The organism is Kitasatospora sp. NPDC101447, assembly GCF_044767225.1.
In the GTDB taxonomy this organism is placed as follows: domain Bacteria; phylum Actinomycetota; class Actinomycetes; order Streptomycetales; family Streptomycetaceae; genus Kitasatospora.
Map to the genome: position 1 here is coordinate 1 of NZ_JBIWNL010000054.1, position 19,957 is coordinate 19,957.

The 19,957-nt window shown below is 73.4% G+C and carries 19 protein-coding genes; 8 read left to right on the forward strand and 11 right to left on the reverse strand.

The window, feature by feature from the left end; all coding sequences use genetic code 11:
* Positions 1 to 143: 143 nt before the first annotated feature.
* Complete coding sequence (locus ACIRST_RS39590; protein ID WP_350522211.1) at positions 144 to 857, reverse strand: prepilin peptidase; 714 nt, start codon at positions 855 to 857, stop codon at positions 144 to 146.
* A gap of 304 nt (positions 858 to 1,161) precedes the next feature.
* Here ACIRST_RS39590 and ACIRST_RS39595 point away from each other — a divergent pair, with 304 nt between their 5' ends.
* Positions 1,162 to 2,376, forward strand: a complete 1,215-nt coding sequence (locus tag ACIRST_RS39595; RefSeq protein WP_350522212.1) for a pyridoxal phosphate-dependent aminotransferase — start codon at positions 1,162 to 1,164, stop codon at positions 2,374 to 2,376.
* A gap of 198 nt (positions 2,377 to 2,574) precedes the next feature.
* A complete protein-coding gene (locus ACIRST_RS39600) occupies positions 2,575 to 3,141 on the forward strand; it encodes an RICIN domain-containing protein (RefSeq protein WP_350522213.1) in 567 nt (188 codons plus the stop codon).
* Between the two features lie 236 nt (positions 3,142 to 3,377).
* Here ACIRST_RS39600 and ACIRST_RS39605 read toward each other — a convergent pair whose 3' ends face one another.
* On the reverse strand, positions 3,378 to 5,204 hold the full coding sequence (locus tag ACIRST_RS39605) for a phosphoenolpyruvate carboxykinase (GTP) (protein ID WP_402809108.1): 1,827 nt from the start codon (positions 5,202 to 5,204) through the stop codon (positions 3,378 to 3,380).
* Between the two features lie 284 nt (positions 5,205 to 5,488).
* On the opposite strand from ACIRST_RS39605, the gene ACIRST_RS39610 reads away from it, so the two are divergent.
* Positions 5,489 to 6,181: a hemolysin III family protein gene (locus ACIRST_RS39610; protein WP_402809111.1), complete on the forward strand. Its 693-nt coding sequence runs from the start codon at positions 5,489 to 5,491 to the stop codon at positions 6,179 to 6,181.
* Here ACIRST_RS39610 and ACIRST_RS39615 read toward each other — a convergent pair.
* The gene (locus ACIRST_RS39615) at positions 6,152 to 6,829 is read right to left on the reverse strand and encodes a hypothetical protein (RefSeq protein ID WP_402809114.1); all 678 of its coding nucleotides are present in this window, start codon (positions 6,827 to 6,829) and stop codon (positions 6,152 to 6,154) included. The genes ACIRST_RS39610 and ACIRST_RS39615 overlap by 30 nt on opposite strands.
* A gap of 310 nt (positions 6,830 to 7,139) precedes the next feature.
* On the opposite strand from ACIRST_RS39615, the gene ACIRST_RS39620 reads away from it, so the two are divergent.
* Both ACIRST_RS39620 and ACIRST_RS39625 read left to right on the forward strand, forming a co-directional pair.
* The gene (locus tag ACIRST_RS39620; RefSeq protein ID WP_402809117.1) at positions 7,140 to 8,729 is read left to right on the forward strand and encodes an MFS transporter; all 1,590 of its coding nucleotides are present in this window, start codon (positions 7,140 to 7,142) and stop codon (positions 8,727 to 8,729) included.
* Positions 8,730 to 8,737: 8 nt separating this feature from the next.
* Positions 8,738 to 9,394: a TetR family transcriptional regulator gene (locus ACIRST_RS39625; RefSeq protein WP_350522218.1), complete on the forward strand. Its 657-nt coding sequence runs from the start codon at positions 8,738 to 8,740 to the stop codon at positions 9,392 to 9,394.
* A gap of 102 nt (positions 9,395 to 9,496) precedes the next feature.
* On the opposite strand, the gene ACIRST_RS39630 is transcribed toward ACIRST_RS39625, so the two are convergent.
* Entirely contained in the window at positions 9,497 to 10,372 is an 876-nt protein-coding gene (locus ACIRST_RS39630; protein ID WP_396544683.1) for a hypothetical protein, read from the reverse strand.
* Between the two features lie 8 nt (positions 10,373 to 10,380).
* A complete protein-coding gene (locus ACIRST_RS39635) occupies positions 10,381 to 11,097 on the reverse strand; it encodes a papain-like cysteine protease family protein (RefSeq protein ID WP_402809120.1) in 717 nt (238 codons plus the stop codon).
* Positions 11,098 to 11,355: 258 nt separating this feature from the next.
* Here ACIRST_RS39635 and ACIRST_RS39640 point away from each other — a divergent pair, with 258 nt between their 5' ends.
* On the forward strand, positions 11,356 to 12,288 hold the full coding sequence (locus ACIRST_RS39640; protein ID WP_402809159.1) for a hypothetical protein: 933 nt from the start codon (positions 11,356 to 11,358) through the stop codon (positions 12,286 to 12,288).
* Positions 12,289 to 12,328: 40 nt separating this feature from the next.
* Here the strand turns inward: ACIRST_RS39640 and ACIRST_RS39645 are convergent, their stop codons facing one another.
* From ACIRST_RS39645 to mca, 4 genes are all read right to left on the reverse strand, one after another.
* Entirely contained in the window at positions 12,329 to 13,189 is an 861-nt protein-coding gene (locus ACIRST_RS39645) for a GNAT family N-acetyltransferase (protein WP_402809123.1), read from the reverse strand.
* A 75-nt stretch (positions 13,190 to 13,264) separates the two neighbouring features.
* Positions 13,265 to 15,307, reverse strand: coding sequence for a thioredoxin domain-containing protein (locus ACIRST_RS39650; RefSeq protein ID WP_402809126.1), 2,043 nt, complete (start codon positions 15,305 to 15,307; stop codon positions 13,265 to 13,267).
* A 42-nt stretch (positions 15,308 to 15,349) separates the two neighbouring features.
* Positions 15,350 to 15,541: a hypothetical protein gene (locus ACIRST_RS39655; protein ID WP_350522223.1), complete on the reverse strand. Its 192-nt coding sequence runs from the start codon at positions 15,539 to 15,541 to the stop codon at positions 15,350 to 15,352.
* A gap of 49 nt (positions 15,542 to 15,590) precedes the next feature.
* Positions 15,591 to 16,496, reverse strand: coding sequence for a mycothiol conjugate amidase Mca (gene mca / locus ACIRST_RS39660; protein ID WP_350522224.1), 906 nt, complete (start codon positions 16,494 to 16,496; stop codon positions 15,591 to 15,593).
* A gap of 240 nt (positions 16,497 to 16,736) precedes the next feature.
* Between mca and ACIRST_RS39665 the strand changes: the two genes are divergently transcribed.
* A complete protein-coding gene (locus tag ACIRST_RS39665) occupies positions 16,737 to 17,150 on the forward strand; it encodes a DUF4307 domain-containing protein (RefSeq protein ID WP_350522225.1) in 414 nt (137 codons plus the stop codon).
* Positions 17,151 to 17,410: 260 nt separating this feature from the next.
* Positions 17,411 to 17,911, forward strand: a complete 501-nt coding sequence (greA, locus tag ACIRST_RS39670; RefSeq protein ID WP_350522226.1) for a transcription elongation factor GreA — start codon at positions 17,411 to 17,413, stop codon at positions 17,909 to 17,911.
* Positions 17,912 to 18,007: 96 nt separating this feature from the next.
* On the opposite strand, the gene ACIRST_RS39675 is transcribed toward greA, so the two are convergent.
* Positions 18,008 to 18,865, reverse strand: coding sequence for an ABC transporter permease (locus ACIRST_RS39675; protein ID WP_350522227.1), 858 nt, complete (start codon positions 18,863 to 18,865; stop codon positions 18,008 to 18,010).
* 1 nt (position 18,866) lies between these two features.
* Complete coding sequence (locus ACIRST_RS39680; RefSeq protein WP_350522228.1) at positions 18,867 to 19,943, reverse strand: ATP-binding cassette domain-containing protein; 1,077 nt, start codon at positions 19,941 to 19,943, stop codon at positions 18,867 to 18,869.
* Positions 19,944 to 19,957 lie beyond the last annotated feature (14 nt).

Below are 19,957 nucleotides of genomic sequence, written 5' to 3' on the forward strand. Positions count from 1 at the left end.
CGCCCCCGGCCCGCCCCCCCCCCCCCCCCCGCCGGGGGGGGGGGCGGGGGGGGGGGGGGCGGGCCCGCGGGGGGGGGGGGGCCCCCCCCCCCGGCGCCCCCCCCCCCCCCCCCGCCGTGTTCCGCGGTACGCCCGGCGCCGCGCTACCGGGCCAGCAGCGCCGTGAGCGCACCGAGCAGCAGGAACGGGCCCACCGGGACGTCGAGTCCGCGCACCGGGCGCCGGCGGACCAGGGCGGCGGCGGCCCGCAGCACCGCCCACAGGCCGGCCAGCATCGCCGCGGCGAACAGTCCGCCGAACGCCACCGACCAGCCGTACCAGCCGAGCAACCCGCCCAGGGCGAGCCCGAGCGGGGAGTCCCCGGGCCCCAACGCCCTGACCCAGACGGCCAGTTCGAGCACCGCGCCGACCGCGAGCGCCACCAGCAGGCAGCGCAGCAGGGCGTCGGGCCTCCCCTCCGCCAGCGCCGCCACCACCAGCAGCGCGGCCACCCCGCCGAGCAGCGGCAGGGTCAGCCGGTACGGCAGCCGGCGCACCCGGGCGTCGACGAAGCCGAGTGCCACCCCGAACGCGGCGGCCCAGGCCAGCGCCGCGGTCACCGGCCCGTCCGCCGCGTACGCCACCGCGACGGCCACCGCCGCCGCGACCGTCTCGACCGACCACGCGCCCGCGCCCAGCCGCTCCCGGCAGCCCGGGCAGCGTCCGGTCGGCGGCAGCACGCGCACCTCGCGCGCGCACGACGGGCAGGCCCCGCACCACGGCTCGCCCTCCGGCACGGCGAACCGGGCGACCAGCCCGCGCAGCGGCGGAGCCGCCAGGAGACCGACCAGCACCGCCGCGACCACGACCGGCACCACCGGCGCACCCCCTCCTCGATCGACGAACCGGCCACATCCTCCCGCGCCGGGCCGGGCGCTGTCCGGCGTCCGACGACCGGCGGACGCGCCCCCGGGCGCGGCGCCCGATGTGCCGTCCGTCTCGTTCCGCGCCGCACCCCGCCCGCACCCCTCGCATACGGGACCATTCCGGACAGTGCGCCCCCTCTTCGGAAGGTCCGCCGTTGCCCCCGCCTGCCGATCCAAGGAGGCCCCTCCGGGCCCTCCGGAGCACCTTCCCGGAGGACCACCGCCGGGGTCGTCCGTACCCCTAAAGTAGGCAGACATGCAGGTCATCCAGTCCAGCAAGCTCGCCAACGTCTGCTACGACATCCGCGGCCCGGTGCTCGACGAGGCGATGCGGCTGGAGGAACAGGGCCACCGCATCCTCAAGCTCAACACCGGCAACCCGGCCACGTTCGGCTTCGAGGCACCCCCGGAGATCCTCCAGGACATCCTGCGCAACCTCTCGAACGCGCACGGGTACGGCGACTCCAAGGGCCTGCTCTCCGCCCGCCGCGCGGTGGTCATGCACTACGAGGACCGCGGGCTGCACGGCCTCTCGGTCGACGACGTCTTCCTCGGCAACGGCGTCTCCGAGCTGATCCAGCTGGCCATGACCGCCCTGCTGGACGACGGCGACGAGGTGCTCGTCCCGGCGCCGGACTACCCGCTGTGGACCGCCTCGGTCTCGCTGGCCGGCGGCACCGCGGTGCACTACCGCTGCGACGAGCAGTCCGAGTGGTACCCGGACCTCGCCGACATCGAGGCCAAGGTCACCGACCGGACCAGGGCCATCGTGGTGATCAACCCGAACAACCCGACCGGCGCGGTCTACCCCCGCGAGGTGCTGGAGGGCATCGTCGAGATCGCCCGCCGGCACGACCTGGTGGTCTACGCGGACGAGATCTACGACAAGATCCTCTACGACGACGCCGAGCACGTCCCGCTCGCCACCCTGGCCCCGGACCTCTTCTGCGTCACCTTCAACGGCCTGTCCAAGGCGTACCGCGTCGCGGGCTTCCGCTCCGGCTGGATGGTGCTCTCCGGCGACCGGACCCGGGCCCGCAGCTACATCGAGGGCCTCACCGTGCTCGCCTCGATGCGGTTGTGCGCCAACATGCCCGCCCAGCACGCGGTGGCCGCCGCGCTCGGCGGCCGGCAGTCCATCCGCGACCTGGTGCTCCCCGGCGGGCGCCTGCTCGCTTCGCGCGACGCCGCGTACGAGCTGCTGAACCAGATCCCCGGGGTCAGCTGCGTCAAGCCCAAGGGCGCCCTGTACGCGTTCCCGCGGCTGGACCCGAAGGTCCACAAGATCAAGGACGACGCCCGGATGGTCCTCGACCTGCTGCGCTCCCAGCGCATCCTGCTGGTCCAGGGCACCGGCTTCAACTGGCCCGAGCCGGACCACTTCCGGCTGGTCACGCTGCCGCGGGCGGAGGAGATCACCGACGCGGTGACCCGGATCGGCGACTTCCTCGGCGGCTATACCCAGCCTTGACCAATCCTTTGACCGAGGTTCACCGGCAGGGCCGTAGGATTCCCGCGCGTCGGCGGCCCGGGTTCCTCTCCGGGCCGTAGGGGGGACGAGCCGGTCGGCAGTGCGCCGCAGCTCGGGCCGACGCGGACACCGCGGCGCTCCACCGCCCGGACGGCTCCGCTCCCCTGCCCCCACTCCTCTGCAAGGGACCGGTCCGCCTTGACCATCCGCATTCCGCTCACCCGCGCCCGCGTCGCCGCGGCCGTCTCGGTCGCCGCCATCGCGCTGACCACCGCCCTGCCGGCCACGCCCGCCTCCGCCTCCACCGGCGGTTTCCGCATCCCGACGTCGAGCACCGTCGTGAACGCCAACTCCGGCAAGTGCCTGGAGATCGCCGACTGGAGCACCGACAACGGCGCCCCGGCCCGCCAGTGGGACTGCACCGGCGGCGCCAACCAGCGCTGGGACTACGTGCCCGACAGCGGCGGCTTCCGCCTGGTGAACCGCAACTCCGGCAAGTGCCTGGAGATCGCCGACTGGAGCCGCGACAACGGCGCCCCGGCCCGCCAGTGGGACTGCACCGGCGGCTGGAACCAGCACTGGAACTACGCCGGCTCCATCGGCTCGCGCAACGAGCTCGGCCTGGTCAACCTCAACTCCGCCTTCCTCCTGGAGATCGCCGACTGGCGCACCGACAACGGCGCCCCGGCCCGCCAGTGGCAGAGCTCCACGACGGGTGTCTGCCAGGGCAACCAGGCCTGGATCACCGCGATCACCCGCCTCTGACACCGCCCGCCCGCAGCACCCGGCACCGGGCGCTGCGGGCACCGCGGCGGTCACCGCGACGGTCACCGCGGCGGGCGGTGCCCGGGGCGCGGAAAAACACTACGGCCGGAGTCCCGGTCCGGACGATCTCCTTGGTCGGGGAAAGATCGTCCGGCGGAACTCCGGCCGTCCTGTCGCATCGGCGGGGCGCTCGGTTCGTGCCGCGCGACCGCCTCTCGCTCGGTTGAGGCTCAGGCTCAGCCGAGGCGCGCGACGAGGCTCCGGTACTCGTCCCACAGCTCCTTCGGGGTGTGGTCGCCGAAGGTCTCCAGGTGGGCCGGCACGAGCGCGGCCTCCTGGCGCCAGAGGTCGGCGTCCACGGTGAAGAGCAGGTCGAGGTCCTCCTGGGTCAGCTTCAGGTCACCGAGGTCGAAGCCCTCGACGGTCGGCAGCACGCCGATCGGGGTCTCGACGCCCTCGCCGGTGCCCTCCAGCCGCTCGACGATCCACTTGAGCACGCGGCTGTTCTCGCCGTAGCCGGGCCAGACGAACTTGCCCTCGGCGTTCTTGCGGAACCAGTTGACGTAGTAGATCTTCGGCAGCTTGCCGGCGTCCGCCTGGGCGCCGACCTTCAGCCAGTGGGCGAAGTAGTCGCCCATGTTGTAGCCGCAGAACGGCAGCATGGCGAACGGGTCGCGACGCAGCTCGCCGACGGTGCCCTCGGCGGCGGCGGTCTTCTCGGAGGCGATGTTGGCGCCGAGGAAGACGCCGTGCTGCCAGTCGAAGGACTCGGTCACCAGCGGGACGGCGGTGGCGCGGCGGCCGCCGAACAGGATCGCCGAGATCGGCACGCCCGCCGGGTCCTCCCACTCCGGGGCGATGGTCGGGCACTGCGCGGCCGGGACGGCGAAGCGGGCGTTCGGGTGGGCGGCCGGGGTGCCGGACTCGGGGGTCCAGTCGCTGCCGCGCCAGTCGGTCAGGTGCGCCGGGGGCTCCTCGGTGAGGCCCTCCCACCACACGTCGCCGTCGTCGGTGAGGGCGACGTTGGTGAAGACGGTGTTGCCCCAGAGGGTGTCGATGGCGTTGGCGTTGGTGTCCACGCCGGTGCCGGGGGCGACGCCGAAGAAGCCGGCCTCGGGGTTGATGGCGTACAGGCGGCCGTCGGCGCCGAAGCGCATCCAGGCGATGTCGTCGCCGATCGTCTCGACCTTCCAGCCCGGGACGGTCGGCTGGAGCATGGCCAGGTTGGTCTTGCCACAGGCCGAGGGGAAGGCGGCCGCGACGTACTTGGCCTCGCCGCTCGGCGGGGTGAGCTTCAGGATGAGCATGTGCTCGGCCAGCCAGCCCTCGTCGCGGGCCATGGTCGAGGCGATGCGCAGCGCGTAGCACTTCTTGCCGAGCAGGGCGTTGCCGCCGTAGCCCGAGCCGAAGGACCAGATCTCCTTGGTCTCCGGGAAGTGCGAGATGTACTTGGTGCTGTTGCACGGCCACGCCACGTCCGCCTCGCCCTCCGCGAGCGGGGCGCCGACGGTGTGCACGGCCTTGACGAAGTCGCCGTCCTCGCCCAGCTGGTCCAGCACGGCCCGGCCCATGCGGGTCATCACGCGCATCGACACGGCGACGTAGGCGGAGTCGGTGATCTCGACGCCGTACGCGGCCAGCGGGGAGCCGACCGGGCCCATCGAGAAGGGCACGACGTACATCGTGCGGCCCTTCATCGCGCCGCGGAAGAGGCCCTGCTCGCCCTGGAAGACCTCGCGCATCTCGGCGGGGGCCTTCCAGTTGTTGGTCGGTCCGGCGTCCTTCTCCTGCTCGGAGCAGATGTAGGTGCGGTCCTCCACGCGCGCCACGTCCGTCGGGTCCGAGGCGGCGTAGTAGGAGTTGGGGCGCTTGTCCTCGTCGAGCTTCTTGAAGGTGCCCTGAGCCACCAGCAGGTCCGCGAGGCGCTGGTACTCCTCGTCGGAGCCGTCGCACCACTCGATGCGGTCCGGCTGGGTGAGCTCGGCGATCTCGCTCACCCAAGCGAGCAGCTGCTTGTGGCGGGTGGGCGCGGATGCGCTGAGAGCAGAGATCTCGTACGACACGATCGCTCCGTTTCACGCCATCTCGGCGAAGAGACGGCGTTGCGGGGGTCTGAGGGTGCTTGCAGCGTAGCTCCGGGCTCAAGGCCTGAACGCCCCGTGGCGTCGAAATTGACGCATCTTTTACTACAGTAAGTATGATTACTCGCGGGTAACAGGTCGCTCACGTCCCGGACGGAGTGGGCGAGGCCACACTCCAAATACTCCAAAACGTCTAAGAGTGACGATCGCCACTTCCTACGCGCCAGTAACCTACGGATCCGTAGGTAGCCGGTAGCATGCTGCGCATGACTGCTGCTGCGCTCGCTGAGAGCCTCGCGGAGGGCCCCGTCGAGAACGGGGAGAGCAAGCCGAAGTGGCGCGGCTGGCTGCACGCCGCGATGTTCCCCGCCACGGTGGCCGCCGGGATCGTGCTGATCTGCCTGGCCGACTCCACGCCCGCCAAGATCGCGTGCGCGATCTACTCGGTCAGCGCCTGGCTGCTGTTCGGGGTCAGCGCGGTGTACCACCGCTTCGACTGGGGCCCGCGCGGCGACGCGGTGCTCCGCCGGCTGGACCACGCGAACATCTTCCTGATCATCGCGGGCACCTACACGCCGTTCACGATCCTGTTGCTCAAGGGCGCGAACCAGCAGCTGCTGCTCTGGGCGGTCTGGGGCGGCGCGCTCGCCGGGATCGCCTTCCGGGTGTTCTGGGTCGGCGCGCCGCGCTGGCTGTACACACCGGTGTACCTCGCACTGGGCTGGGCCGCCGCGTTCTTCCTGCCGGACTTCCTGCGCACCGGCGGAGTCGCCGTCCTGGTGCTGATGATCGTCGGCGGGGTGCTCTACAGCATCGGCGGCGTGGTGTACGGGCTCAAGCGGCCCAACCCCTCACCGCGCTGGTTCGGCTTCCACGAGGTGTTCCACGCCTTCACCCTCGGCGCGTTCATCGTGCAGTACGTCGGCGTCTCACTGGTGGCGTACAGCGCGGCCCGCTGAACCCGGCGCACCACGACGGGCGGTCGAACGGTCCACGGACCGGGCGGCCGCCCGTTCGGCCGTCCAGGGCCGCTCGTACGGCGCCCGGGCCTGCGGGCGGCGCAGGTACGGCAGGTGGTCGGCGGCGCCGGGCTCCGGCTGCGCGGCCGGCTCCGGGTGCTCGCGGTGTGCCCGGTCCTCGTGGTGTGCCTGGCCCTCGTGCTGCTCCGGGTGTTCGTGGTGGTCCGGGTGCTCGTGCTGCTCCTGGCCGGCCCGGCGCTCGTCGCGCTCGTGCTGCTCCCGGTCGGCCGGGCGCCCCGCGGAGGAGCGGGGCGCCGACGGCGCGGACGGCTCCGGGCGCACTGCGCGGGTGCGGGTGCGGGCCTGCCGGGCGTCCAGCGCCTCCCGGGCCCGGCGGCAGCGCTCGCAGTGCGCGGCGTCCGGGCTCCCGCGGCGCGGACGGTGCCCGGCCGGGGACGGACGGCTGTGCAGGGCGCGCCAGCGGCGGCCGACGTAGACCATGAGCAGCAGGGTCTCGACCCCGGCGACCGCGAGGACCAGCAGGGCGCCGTTGATCAGATAGGCCGTGACCACGGCCAGCGCGGAAGCCACCACCGCCGCCGCGCCCCACACCTGGGCACTCGCCTGCTTGTCATCCGTGTCGGCCACTTCGGCTCCCCTTTCCCCGGTGCCGGGCTTGTGGTCGGCTCCTGCCGCCCCACCCCTTCTCCGCTCTCGGCACGCGTCGGCCAGCACTGACCGATTGCCACATGGTATCTACCGACAGTCACTCCCCACTGCCCTCGGGCGGCGAACGACAGATCAACGTTGCGTCAATTCCTTGTGCGGAAGCAGCACTTCCAGGACACATCACGCAGCGTGATGAGCCTATGACAACACCACCATGTTGACGGTGACCATCTTTTGAGAGTTACTTTCATTTGAGAGAAACTTCCAGAAGAGGTTCCCGGAGGTCGCCGTGCCCGCCGCCCCGCCCACTCCCACCACCACCGCCCCGGCCGTCGCCACCGCCGACCCGCGTCGGTGGCTCGCCCTGGTCGCCGTCGCCCTGAGCGTCCTGGTGATCAGCTTCGACATGACGATCCTGAACGTCGCCCTGCCCACGCTCGCCTCACAGCTGCAGGCCACCACCGGTCAGCAGCAGTGGATCGTCGACGCCTACACCGTGGTCTTCGCCGCCGCGATGCTCCCGGCCGGGCTGTTCGGCGACCGCTTCGGCCGCCGCCGCACGCTCACCGTCGGCCTGGCGCTGTTCGGCCTCGCCTCCGCCGTCGGGATGCTCACCGACTCCCCGGCCACCCTGATCGCCGCCCGCGCCGGGATGGGCCTGGCCGGCGCCCTGGTCATGCCGATGTCCATGGCGGTGATCCCCGGCCTCTTCCCGCCCGCCGAACAGCGCCGGGCCACCGCGATCCTGGCCGCCGCACTCTCCGCCGGCGCCCCGCTCGGACCGCTGATCGGCGGCTTCCTGCTGCAGCACTTCTGGTGGGGGTCGGTCTTCGCCGTCAACGTCCCGCTGACCGCGGTCGGCGTCGTCGCCTGCGTCCTGCTGCTGCCCGAGAGCCGCAACCCCGCGGCGCCCCGGATCGACCTGCTCGCCACCGTGCTCGCCGCCGGCGGCCTGGCCGCGCTCACCTACGGCATCATCGAGGGCACCGAACGCGGCTGGACCGACCCGCTGGTGACCGGCACGCTGACCGGCTCCTTGCTCGCACTCGCCGCCCTGGTGCTGCGCAGCCGGCGGCAGCGCGAGCCGATGCTCGACCTCTCCCTGCTCGCCGACCGCACCTTCCGCTGGTCCTCCGTCGCGGCCACCCTGATCTCGTTCGTCCTGTTCGGCGCCTTCTTCGTGCTGCCCCTCTACTTCCAGAGCGTGCTCGGCACCGATGCCCTCGGCAGCGGGCTGCGGCTGATGCCGATGATGCTCGGGCTGATCGTGGCCGCCAAGCTCACCGACCCGCTGGTCGACCGCCTCGGCGCCCGTACGGTGATCGCCCTCGGCCTGGCGCTGCTCGCCGCCGCCCTGCTCTTCGGCAGCCGCACCGGCACCGCGGACGGCTACGGGCGGGCCGCGATCTGGCTCAGCGTGCTCGGGATCGGCATGGGCCTGTCGCTGATCACCGCCCAGGCGTCCGCCCTGGTCACGCTGCCGGCGGCGCGGGCCGGAGTCGGCTCCGGACTGCTGCAGACACTGCGCCAGGTCGGCGGCGCGCTCGGCATCGCCGTCCTCGGCAGCCTGCTGTCCGGGGCGTACCGGGGCGCGCTGGACACCGGCGGGCTGTCGGCCGCGGCGGCGCACCGGGCCGGGGAGTCGGTGGTCGCCGCCGACGCCGTCGCCCGCGCCGGCGGCGGTCCGGCGCTCAGTGCCTCCGCGCACGCGGCGTACGTGCACGGGATGGGGGTGGTGCTGCTGGTCGCCGGGCTGGTCGCGGTGGCCTCGGCGGTGCTGGTCGCGGCGCGGATGCCCGGCGGCGACCCGGCCCCGACCCCCGGTTCCGGCGACTCCGGCCGCGCGGACGCCCCTGCCGTCACCGGAGATCACGGATAATCGGACACATGACTCCCCAGCAGCCGACCGCGGCCCTCCCGGACGCCCCGACCGACCCGGTCCAGGCGATGCTGGAGGCGCCGCTGTCGCTGCGCGAGCGCAAGAAGCTCAAGACCCGTCAGACCATCCGCCGCGAGGCGTACCGGCTGATCGCCGAGCAGGGCTACGAGAACACCACGGTGGAGCAGATCGCCGCCGCCGCCGAAGTCTCGCCGTCCACCTTCTTCCGGTACTTCGCCACCAAGGAGGACCTGGTCCTCTCCGACGAGTACGACCCGGCGATGATCGCCGCCCTGCTGGCGCGGCCCGCCGACGAGCCCTTCCTCACCTCCTGCCGGGAGGCCATCCGCAGCCTGCTCCGCCAGCTCCTCCGGCACGATCGCGAGGAGCTGTACACCCGGATGCGGCTGGTCACCGAGGTCTCCGCGCTGCGCGCCGGTGTGGCGCGCAGCAGCAGCAACCCGCAGCGGCTGTTCCTCACCGCGCTCACCCGGCGGGCCGGCGTCGAGGAGCCCACGTACGAGATGCGCGTCACCGCCGCCGCCATCGCGGCCGCCACCACCGAAGCCCTCCTGCAGTGGGCCGCGGCCGACGGCCGGGAGGACATCGCGGACTTGATCGACCACACCTTCGCCCTGCTGGAGAGCGGCTTCGCCGGGGTGTGAGCCCGGCCGTCCGCCGTCCCGCCGCGCCGGGAGGCGCAGCAGGACAAGAAAGAGGGGACAGGCAGCGGGGCCCGGTCCGCTCGGCCCGGGCCCCGCTCCCCCTCACCCGCGGCGGACGCCCGTCCTCCGCCGCAGGACGGCGCCCGCGCCCACCAGCGCGGTGGCGCCCAGGGCCGCGGCCGCCGTCACGGCCGCCGGCATCGAACCACCGGCCGCCGCCGGCTCCGGCGCGGCCACGGGCTGCTCGGCGGCATCCGCCGGGTAGCCGCCGCCCCGGCCCGCCCGGTCGTACGCCGAGCCGGGCAGCTTGTCGCCGTACCGCCGGTGCACCAACTGCTGGTACGCGGTCAGCGTCACCCCGTCCGCGCCCACCGAACGCCGGGCCTCGTCGTCCAGCGGCAGCACCCGGCCGTCGCGCAGCACGTACCAGGCGTCGACCTGCGGCTCGCGGAAGGCGGTTCCACCGCCGCTGCCCGCCGCCTTCGCCGCGTAGTCGCTCTCGTCACCGCCCGAGGCGATGTTCACCACCCGCCAGGACTCGCCCTGCCGGACCGTCCAGACCGAAGCGGTCTGCCCGTCCGCGGCGACCACCTTGCTGGCGGTGAACTCGGCCTTCGCCACCGGCGCGCCCGGGGTGCCGGCCACGAAGCCGGCGTCCAGGACGTACACCGGCACGGTGTCGCCGGCCAGCCGCGGCGCGGACGCGCTCGCCGCCCGCGCCTCCTCGGCGGCACCGATGGTCAGCTGCCGGGTCGGCGGGACGCCCTGGCGGGCGAAGAAGTGGCCGACCCGGTCGAGGACGGCCGGGTCCTGGACCGCACCGCGGGCCTGGGCCAGCTCTGCGGCGGGCACCGGCGCGGGGGCCTCGGCCGCCGGTTCGGGGGCTGCGGCGTGCGCGGCCGGGGCGAACGCCGCCACGAGGACGGCGGTGAGCAGGGCGCCCGCGGCGGCCCGACGGAGGTCACGGTTCTCGGTCATGGCCGCCCTCACGCGCCGATCCGGTACAGGGAGTGGGTCCACGAGAACGTGCCGTTGTTCACGTAGTACCAGTAGTCCGCCCAGTTGTAGCGGTAGTCGGACGGCCACGGGTCGCCCCAGTAGACCCAGTTGTTCCCGGTGTCGTAGCCGTAGAGGACGTGCATGTGACCGCCGCCCGAGCTCCACTGGATGCGGGTCTCGACCGGCCGGTCGGCGTCCACCTCGGCCTGCACGGTGCTGTAGCGCAGGTAGCCGGTGACGTACGAGCCCGGGTTGATGCCCACCCGGTCCAGCCCGTTCTGCACGTCGCCCAGCGTGGCCTGGCTGTTGGGGCAGGCGGAGCCGGTCGCCCGGCCGAACGCGGCGTTGCAGAACTGGTTCTGGCTGTAGTCGTAGCCGAACCAGGTGGCGATGGTGTTCCCGCTCGCCGCCCAGCACCAGTTGGTCTGCTGTTGCTGCTGCATGGTGATGTTGAGCTTCTTGAACGTGCCGGCCTGGTCGGCCGTACTGCCCGGCGCGGCGGCCCGGCGGACCTGGTGCGGGGCCCGGTCCTGCCCGGGAGCGACGGCCGTGGGGGCGACCGCAGTGGGGGCGACGACCGTGGGGGCGGTGGTCGCGGGCGCGGCGATCGCGGGGGCGGCGACCGCGGCGGTGAACGCCGGGCCCAGCACGCCGAGGGCGATCAGCGAGACGGCACGGCGCAGCCGTATCCGTGGAACTGGCATGGGGGGATGCCTCCTTGCGCGAGTGGAGCGAGGTGCTGTGTGGGGGCGCGGTCCGGATCGCGCCCCGAGCATCGCGCCTGGCCACAGGCGGGTCAACGGCCCCGGGAGGCGCCCGGGCCGGGGTGTGAACGGCCGGGCGCGGGTGTGAACGCCGCCGGGGAAACCCCCGCGCAGCAGGCCCGGACCGGTGACAAACCGCCGTACCGATGTGAATATTCACGGTCAAAAGCCGGTCCGTCCGCACCTCAGGAGGCCGTCATCCACCGGAGCGACCCAGCCGATCTCGCCGCCGCCCTGCGCACCGGCCCGTTCCACCTCGCCCTGCGCACCGCCATCGCCGCCCGGGGCCTCGCGCTGCACCGGATCCGCCGCCGCCTCGCGCTGCGCGGCGTGAACATCGGTGTCACCAGCCTCAGTTACTGGCAGCAGGGCCGCCGTCGGCCCGAACGCCCGGAGTCGCTGCGCGCCGTCGCCGCCCTGGAGGACGTCCTCGACCTGCCCGAGCACTCCCTCACCCGGCTGCTCGGCCCCCGCCGCGCCGCCGGAACCGCGCCCGCCGGCCCGCCCGTACGGCCCTACCGCGACCTCATCTCCCCCGCCACCGCCGTCGACGACCTGCTCAGCACCCTCGCCGGGCCGCGCGACACCGGCCTGCACACCGTCACCCACATCGAGCGCATCCGGGTCGGCCCCGACCGCCAACTCGCGCGCCGCGACTCCCAGCACGCGCTGCGCGCCCACCGCGACGGCATCGACCGCTACCTCGCGATCTACCAGGGGGACCCGGGCAGCGACATCACCCGCGTCGGCGTCCGGGCCGAGGAGAACTGCCGCCCCGGCCGCGTCCGCCGCGACCGGACCCACCACCTGCTCGCCGCCGAACTGCTCCTCGACCGCCGGTTACGGGCCGGCGACACCCACCTGCTCGGCTACGGCTTCGACGACGCGCCCTCCCCGGAGCCGAGCTGCGAGTACGTCCGCGGCTTCAACTCCGGCGCCGGCCAGTACGTCCTGCAGGTCACCTTCCACCCCGCCGCCCTGCCCGTGCGCTGCCACCGCTTCGCCCTCCACTCCCCGGGCGAGGCCCCGTACGAGACCGAGGAGCTGACCCTCGACGGCCACCGCTGCGTCCACCTCTTCGCTACCGCGCTGCGGCCGTGCATCCTGGGGATCCGCTGGGACTGGGAGTGACGGGCGGCGGCGGCCGCCGGGGCATCGGCGGGCAACTCCCCTAGGCCGCCCGGAAGTCGAGGACCAGGCAGTCCTCCACCGGCAGGTACCCGATCTGCTGGTAGACGGAGTTGCTGGTCGGGTTCGCCAGGTCCGTGTACAGCAGCACCTCGGCGGCCCCGAGGGCCAGCACATGGGCCGAGGCGGCGGCCGTGACGGCGCTGCCGTAGCCGCGGCCGCGGTGCTCGACGGGCGTGTAGACCGGGCCGATGCGGGACATCCCGGCGAGCACCGGGCTGGTGCCGGCCAGCGCGACCGGCTCGCCGCCGTCCTCCCACAGGTGGAGGCCGCCGGCCGCGGTCCGGTCGTCCACCGCCCGCGGCACGTCCGGCAGATGGACCCCCGCCTCGGCCCCGAGCTCCTCGTACCAGCGGATCGCCAGCTCGCGGTCGGCCGGCCCGGCCGGCCGGTGCCGGCCCGCGGGCGGGCGCGGCGGACCGGTCAGCCGGCCGAGCCGGTAGAGCCGTTCCTCGACCCGGACGGACTGCTCGGTCCCGGTGACCGCCGTCCACGCCGCGGCGAAGGCGCGGGCCGCTCCGGCGCCCCCGGCGATCCCGTTCACTGTCGTGAACCCGCTCCCCACGGCGGCCAGTTCGACCGCCAGCTCGGCGGCCGCGGCCTCCGGCATGGCGGAGAGTCTGAGGTCGAACGGCGGCGTCTGCAGGAAGGCGCCCGCGACCGGGCCGCCGTCCTCGGCCCGCCACCAGCCGAAGACCGGTGGGCCGCCGAACACGTCCAGCCCGGACTCGGCCAGCCGGTGCGCGATGGTGAGCAGGACGGTGTTCTCGGCGGGGCTGGCCGCGAGGACGGCACCCGCCCGGGCCCGGAAGTCATCGAGGGAGGTGCTGAAGGTCCAGGTCATGGCCCATGTTCGCCCCGACCCGACCGATCCTGCCAACGATTATCCGGGCCCCTGCCGGACGGCCGCCGGCCCCCGCTAGTCGACCGTGGCGCCCAGTCGCTCCGCCAGCACCGCCGGATCGGTGGTCGGCGCGTCGCAGGCGAAGTGCCGGCAGACGTACGCCGCGGGCGCCCCGCCGACCAGCGGCCGGTCCGTCAGCAGCGGCACCTCGGTCTCCCCCGGCTCGCCCACCGCGACCACCGCGCCCGGCGCCGTCCCGAGCAGCGCCGCCCGCCGCAGCGCGGCCGTGGCCCCGTCCCCGGCCGGGCCGACCACCGCGACCTCGCGCGGCCCGTCCAGCAGCGCCTCCGCCACCGCCAGGCCCCAGCCGATGAACCGCGGCGCCCGGCCGGCGAGCGCGCCGACCACGCCGAGGGCGCGCTCGGCGGCCGTGCGGTGCCGGTCGGATCCGGTGTACGCGGCGTAGGTGAGCAGGGCGCCGGCGGCGGCCGTCCAGCCGGAGGGGGTGGCGTTGTCGGTGGGGTCCTGCGGGCGGCGGATCAGTTCCTCGGCGTCGTCGGCGGTGTCGTAGAGCGCGCCGGAGGCCTCGTCGGTGAAGTGCTTGAGGACGGTGTCGAGCAGACCGCCGGCCAGTTGCAGCCACTCCGCCTCGCCGGTGACGGCGTACAGCGCGAGGAAGCCCTCGGCGGTGTCCGCGTAGTCCTCCAGCACGCCCGCGTTGGCGCCGGGCCGGCCGTCCCGGGAGGTGCGCAGCAGCCGGCCGTCGGGGGTGAGGTGGACGGCGAGCAGCAGGTCGGCGGCGCGCTCGGCGGCCTCGACCAGGTCGGGCCGCTCCAGCAGTGCGCCGGTCTCGGCGAGCGCGGCGACGGCGAGGCCGTTCCAGGCGGCGACCACCTTGTCGTCCCGGGCCGGTGCGGGCCGGGCCGAACGCGCTTCGAGCATCCGGGCGCGGATCGCCTCGTACTCGGCGGAGTCCTCGGGCTCGGCGAGGAGTTGGAGGACGGAGGTGCCGTGCTCGAAGGTGCCGTCGGCGGTGACGGTGAACAGCCGGGCGGCGGTGGCCGCGTCGGCGGGGCCGAGCAGGTCGACCAACTGGCCGGGCTCCCACACGTAGTAGGCGCCCTCGGCGGACTGCCCGGTCTCCTCGTCCAGGCTGTCGGCGTCCAGCGCGGAGGCGAACGCGCCCTCGGGGGTGCGGAGTTCGCGCAGCAGGAAGTCCGCCGTGGTCAGCGCGGTCCGCCGCGCGAGCGCGGAGCCGGTGGCCCGCCACAGGTGCAGGTAGGCGCGCAGCAGCAGGGCGTTGTCGTAGAGCATCTTCTCGAAGTGCGGCACCACCCAGCCGGCGTCCACCGCGTACCGGGCGAAGCCGCCGCCGAGCTGGTCGTGGATTCCGCCGCGGGCCATCGCCTCGCCGGTGCGCACGGCCATCTCCAGCGCCGCCTCCGAGCCGGTGCGCGCGTGGTGGCGCAGCAGGAACTCGACGACCATGGCCGGCGGGAACTTGGGGGCGCCGCCGAAGCCGCCGCGCGCCTGGTCGAACTCCCGGCTGAGGGTCACCAGTGCCTGGTGCAGGTCCGCCTCGCCGGGCGGGTTGTGGGCGCCGGCCGAGTAGACGGCGGCCCGCTGGGCCAGGTCGGCCCGGATCCGTCCGGCGACCTCGCCGACCTCCTGCCGCCGGTCCCGCCAGGCGGCGTCCACGCCCTCCAGCACCTGCCGGAACGAGGGCATCCCGTGCCGGGGCTCCGGCGGGAAGTAGGTGCCGAAGTAGAACGGCTCCTTGTCGGGCGTGAGGAAGACCGTCATCGGCCAGCCGCCCTGCCCGGTCGCGGCCTGCACCGCCTCCATGTAGACGGCGTCGACGTCCGGGCGCTCCTCCCGGTCCACCTTGACCGCGACGAACCGCTCGTTCAGGTACCCGGCGAGCCCGGCGTCCTCGAAGCTCTCGTGCGCCATCACGTGGCACCAGTGACAGGCGGCGTACCCGACCGACAGCAGGACCGGCACCCCGCGCCGCGCCGCCTCCTCGAAGGCCCCGGGGGACCACTCCCACCAGTCGACCGGGTTCTCGGCATGCTGCTGCAGGTACGGCGAGGTCGCGTCCGCGAGACGGTTCGGCATGCCCCCATCCTTCCGCATCGGCGGCCGGCGGGGGCCGGGGACTCACTCCTTCGGAGCCTCCGGCTCCTCCGCGAAGTCGACCTTCTTGAACTGGCGGTTCATGGACTTGGCCAGGAACCAGGTCGCCACGCCGAGGGCGGCGAAGACGACGAAGCCGAGGAGGCCGGGGGTGACCTTGGCGTCGTCGACGGCGAGGTCAGCGGCGAGGTGGAGGAGGTTCACGGGGGCGCTCATATCTCTATGGTGGCCCGGCTCACGGGGAGCCGGGCCATCGGGGGGTGCTTCAGTCGCGCGTGTCGGCGGCCTCGGCCGCCAGGGTGGGGGTGCGCAGGCCGGCGAACAGGTCGTCCTCCGGCAGGTCCACGTCGACCAGGGTACGGGCGAGCTCGTAGTCCTCGGTGGGCCAGACCTCGCGCTGGACCTCCAGCGGGACGCGGAACCACGGGCCGTCCGGGTCGATCTGGGTGGCGTGCGCGATCAGCGCCCGGTCACGGGTCTCGAACCAGTCGTCGCAGCGGACCCGCGTGGTGATCTCGCGCTCCTTGCGGCCGCTCTTCTCCCAGCCCGCGATCCACTCGCCGTACGGCGAGTCGTGGCCGTGCTCGGTGAGGTACTGGTGCAGGGCGCGGATGCGGCCCATCGGGAAGCCGTGGTTGTAGTAGACCTTCAGCGGCTGCCAGGGCTCGCCGGCCTCGGGGTAGGCGTCCGGGTCGCCCGCGGCGTCGAAGGCCAGCATGGTGATCTTGTGGGTCATGATGTGGTCCGGGTGCGGGTACCCGCCGTTCTCGTCGTAGGTCGTGATGACCTGCGGCTTGAACTCGCGGATCAGCCGGACCAGCGGCTCGGCCGCCTCCTTGACGTCCTGCAGGGCGAAGCAGCCCTCGGGCAGCGGGGGCAGCGGGTCCCCCTCGGGCAGGCCGGAGTCCACGAAGCCCAGCCAGGCCTGCTTGACGCCGAGGATCGCCCGCGCCTCGTCCATCTCCTTGCGCCGCACCTCGTGGATGTTCTCCTCGATGTACGGGTCCCCCTGGAGCTTGGGGTTGAGAACCGACCCGCGCTCGCCCCCCGTGCAGGTGGCCACGAGTACGTCCACACCCTGCTCGACGTACATGGCCATGGTGGCCGCGCCCTTGCTGGACTCGTCGTCCGGGTGGGCGTGCACCGCCATCAGTCGCAACTGCTCAGTCAACGCCTTGCGTTCCTTCCACATCATCGGGCGTTCCGCGAAGTCCGGGTCTGCCCACCGTACGAACCGCTCACTCCGGGACCGCGTCGCCGCGGGGCCGGCCGCGGAAGTCGCCGACACGGCCGAGCCCTGCCCCCGCCGGACCGGCCGCGGGCGAGCCCCTCCTATAGTGACGGACTGGAGGAGCGTCGCATTCCCCCGCACCACCCGCGCGGCCCCTCCCCCAGGAGAGGACAGGGTCCGATGACTGCAGAGACCACCGCCGCCCGGCTGCCCGAGGGGCGCTACGGACGCGGCGGCGACCGCGAGGCGGACCGCCGCCTGAAGGTGGTCGGCGCGGTCTGCGGCGTGCTGGGCCTGGGTCTGATCGCCTGGCTGGGCGGCTCCTACCTGCTGCGCGAGACGAAGATCAACGGCTCGGTGCCGACCTTCCAGGTGGTCTCCGACTCCGAGGTCCAGCTGCACCTCACCGTGCGCAAGAGCGAGGGCCAGGCCGGCACCTGCACGGTCCGCTCCCAGGGCGACGACCACGGGGTGGTCGGGGTGGCCGACTTCCCGGTCCCGGCGGCCGGCGACAGCTACGACGCGGTGGTCACCCTGCGCACCACGGCCCGCGGCACCACCGCCGAACTGCTGGGCTGCACGCCCGCCAAGTAGGGCGCATATTCGATCCGGGGAGCGGGCATCCGTAAAAGGTCCCGCTCTCCGTCCTGTACACCGCGGCGTAACGCCACCGTCAATGCCGCGCCAACGCCTCTCCCGCTTGTCGGCAGGACTTGTTAGGCTCGTGGTTTCGCCCCTTCCGCACCGGATGGTACGGGAGCGGGCGTTGCTTTGTAGTTGAGACCGATATCACCACCAACCCCGGCTGACGACTCACACCCTCAGCACAGCCCCAGCACCTACGAGGAGCACCCGTGACCCAGACCAGCGAGAACGTGACCTGGCTCACTCAGGCCGGCTACGACCAGCTCAAGGCCGAGCTGGATCATCTGACCGGGCCCTGGCGCATCGAGATCGCCCAGAAGATCGAGGCGGCGCGCGAGGAGGGCGACCTCAAGGAGAACGCCGGTTACCACGCGGCGAAGGAGGAGCAGGGCAAGTACGAGCTGCGCATCCGCCAGCTGACCCAGCTCCTGGAGCGTGCCAAGGTCGGCGAGGCCCCGGCCGACTCGGGCGTGGTGGCCCCGGGCATGGTCGTCACGGTCGCCTTCGACGGCGACGAGGACGACCTCATGGAGTTCCTGCTCGCCTCCCGCGAGGTGGCCGGCTCCGACAACCTGGACGTCTACTCGCCGCAGTCGCCGCTGGGGCGCGCGATCGACGGCAAGCAGATCGGCGACGAGGCCACCTACGAGCTGCCGAACGGCAAGCCGGCCATGGTGAAGATCGTCAAGGTCGTGCCGCACGCCGGCTGATCCGGCCCGCGACAGCGCGAGGGCGGCCGTGGAGTCGGGGACTCCACGGCCGCCCTTTCCGTGTGCCGGGCGGCACCCGGGGCCCGGCGCGCCCGCTCAGGCGGTGGCCGAGCGGTACTTGCGCACCGACAGCCACGAGAACACCGCCGTGATCAGGACCGACCACATCACCGACACCAGGGCGGCGTGCTGCATCGGCCAGGCGCCGTCCACCGGCCCGACCTGGTTGCCGAACAGCTCCCGGCAGGCCTGCACGGTGGCGCTGAACGGGTTCCAGTACGCGATCTGCTGCAGCCAGTCCGGCATCGAGCTGACCGGCACGAAGGCGTTGGACACGAAGGTCAGCGGGAACAGCCAGATCAGCCCGGCCGAGGTGGCCGCCTCGGGGCTGCGCACCGACAGGCCGATCAGCGCGCCGATCCACGAGAAGGCGTAGCCGAACAGGAGCAGCAGGCCGAAGGCGGCGAGCGCGTTGAGCACGCCGTCGTGGATCCGCCAGCCGACCAGCAGCGCCACCAGGCCCAGCACGATCACGATGAAGCCGGTCTGGACGAGATCCGCCAGCGTGCGGCCGACCAGCACCGCCGAGCGGGCCATCGGCAGCGAGCGGAAGCGGTCCACCAGGCCCTTGGTCATGTCCTCCGCGATGCCGGCCGAGGCGCCGGCGGTGGCGAAGGTGACGGTCTGGGCGAAGATGCCGGCCATCAGGAACTGGATGTACGTGTGGGAGCTGGAATCCGTCCCGGGGATCTTGATCGCCCCGCCCATGACGTACGAGAACAGCAGGACGAACATCACCGGCTGCATCAGGCCGAAGACGACGATCTCCGGGATGCGGGTCATCCGGCGCAGGTTGCGCTTGGCGACCACCCAGGAGTCGTGCAGGGTGGCGGACAGCCCCCGGCGCTGTCTGGGCACGGCCGCGCCGATGGCGTGCTCGGTGGCGGTGCTCATCTCAGTGCTCCTTCCCGGCCGCGACGGCCTGCTTGTCCGGTCCCCGGTCCCCGCTGTCGGCCGCGTCGGCGGTTCTGCCCCTGCTCCGGCCGCCGCGGCCGCGCGCCTTGGGGTCGGCGCCGCCCTCCTCGGCCTCCTGCTCGGCGACGTGGCCGGTCAGGGTGAGGAAGACGTCGTCCAGGGTCGGGCGGCGCAGCCCGATGTCGTCGATCTCGATCCCGCGGGCGTCCAGTTCGCGGATGGCGTCGGCGAGCACCCGGGCACCGCCGCTGATCGGCAGGGTGATCCGGCGGGTGTTCCGCTCCACCGTCGGCTCGCTGAGCGCGTAGCCGGACAGCGCCGCGACCGCGTCGGCGACGACCCCGGGCTCGTGCACCACGACCTCGATCCGCTCGCCGCCGATCTGGGCCTTGAGCTGGTCGGCGGTGCCCCGGGCGATCACCCGGCCGCGGTCGACCACCGCGATGTCGTGGGCGAGCCGGTCCGCCTCCTCCAGGTACTGGGTGGTGAGCAGCAGCGTGGTGCCCTGCTCGACCAGGGTCTCGATGACCTCCCAGAGCGCGAGCCGGTTGCGCGGGTCGAGACCGGTGGTCGGCTCGTCCAGGAACATCACCGGCGGGCGGACGACCAGCGCGGCGGCGAGGTCCAGGCGGCGGCGCATACCGCCGGAGTAGGTCTTGGCGGTGCGGTCCTTGGCGTCGGTCAGGTTGAACCACTCCAGCAGCTCCAGCGCCCGGGCCTTCGCGTCGCGGACGCTCATCTGGTAGAGCTCGCCGACCATGGTGAGGTTCTCGAAGCCGGTCAGGTACTCGTCGACCGCCGCGTACTGACCGGACAGGCCGATCAGACTGCGCACCCGGTTGGGGTTCTTGAGCACGTCGACCCCGGCGACCACCGCGCGGCCGGAGTCGGGGCGGAGCAGGGTGGTGAGGACCCGCACGGTGGTGGTCTTCCCGGCGCCGTTCGGGCCGAGCAGCCCGAGCACCGTGCCCTCGGGGACGTCGAGGCTGACGCCGTCCAGGGCTCGTACGTCGCCGAAGGTCTTCACCAGGTTCTCGGCTTGGATGGCTGGCGCCATGGCCTGCCTCATCT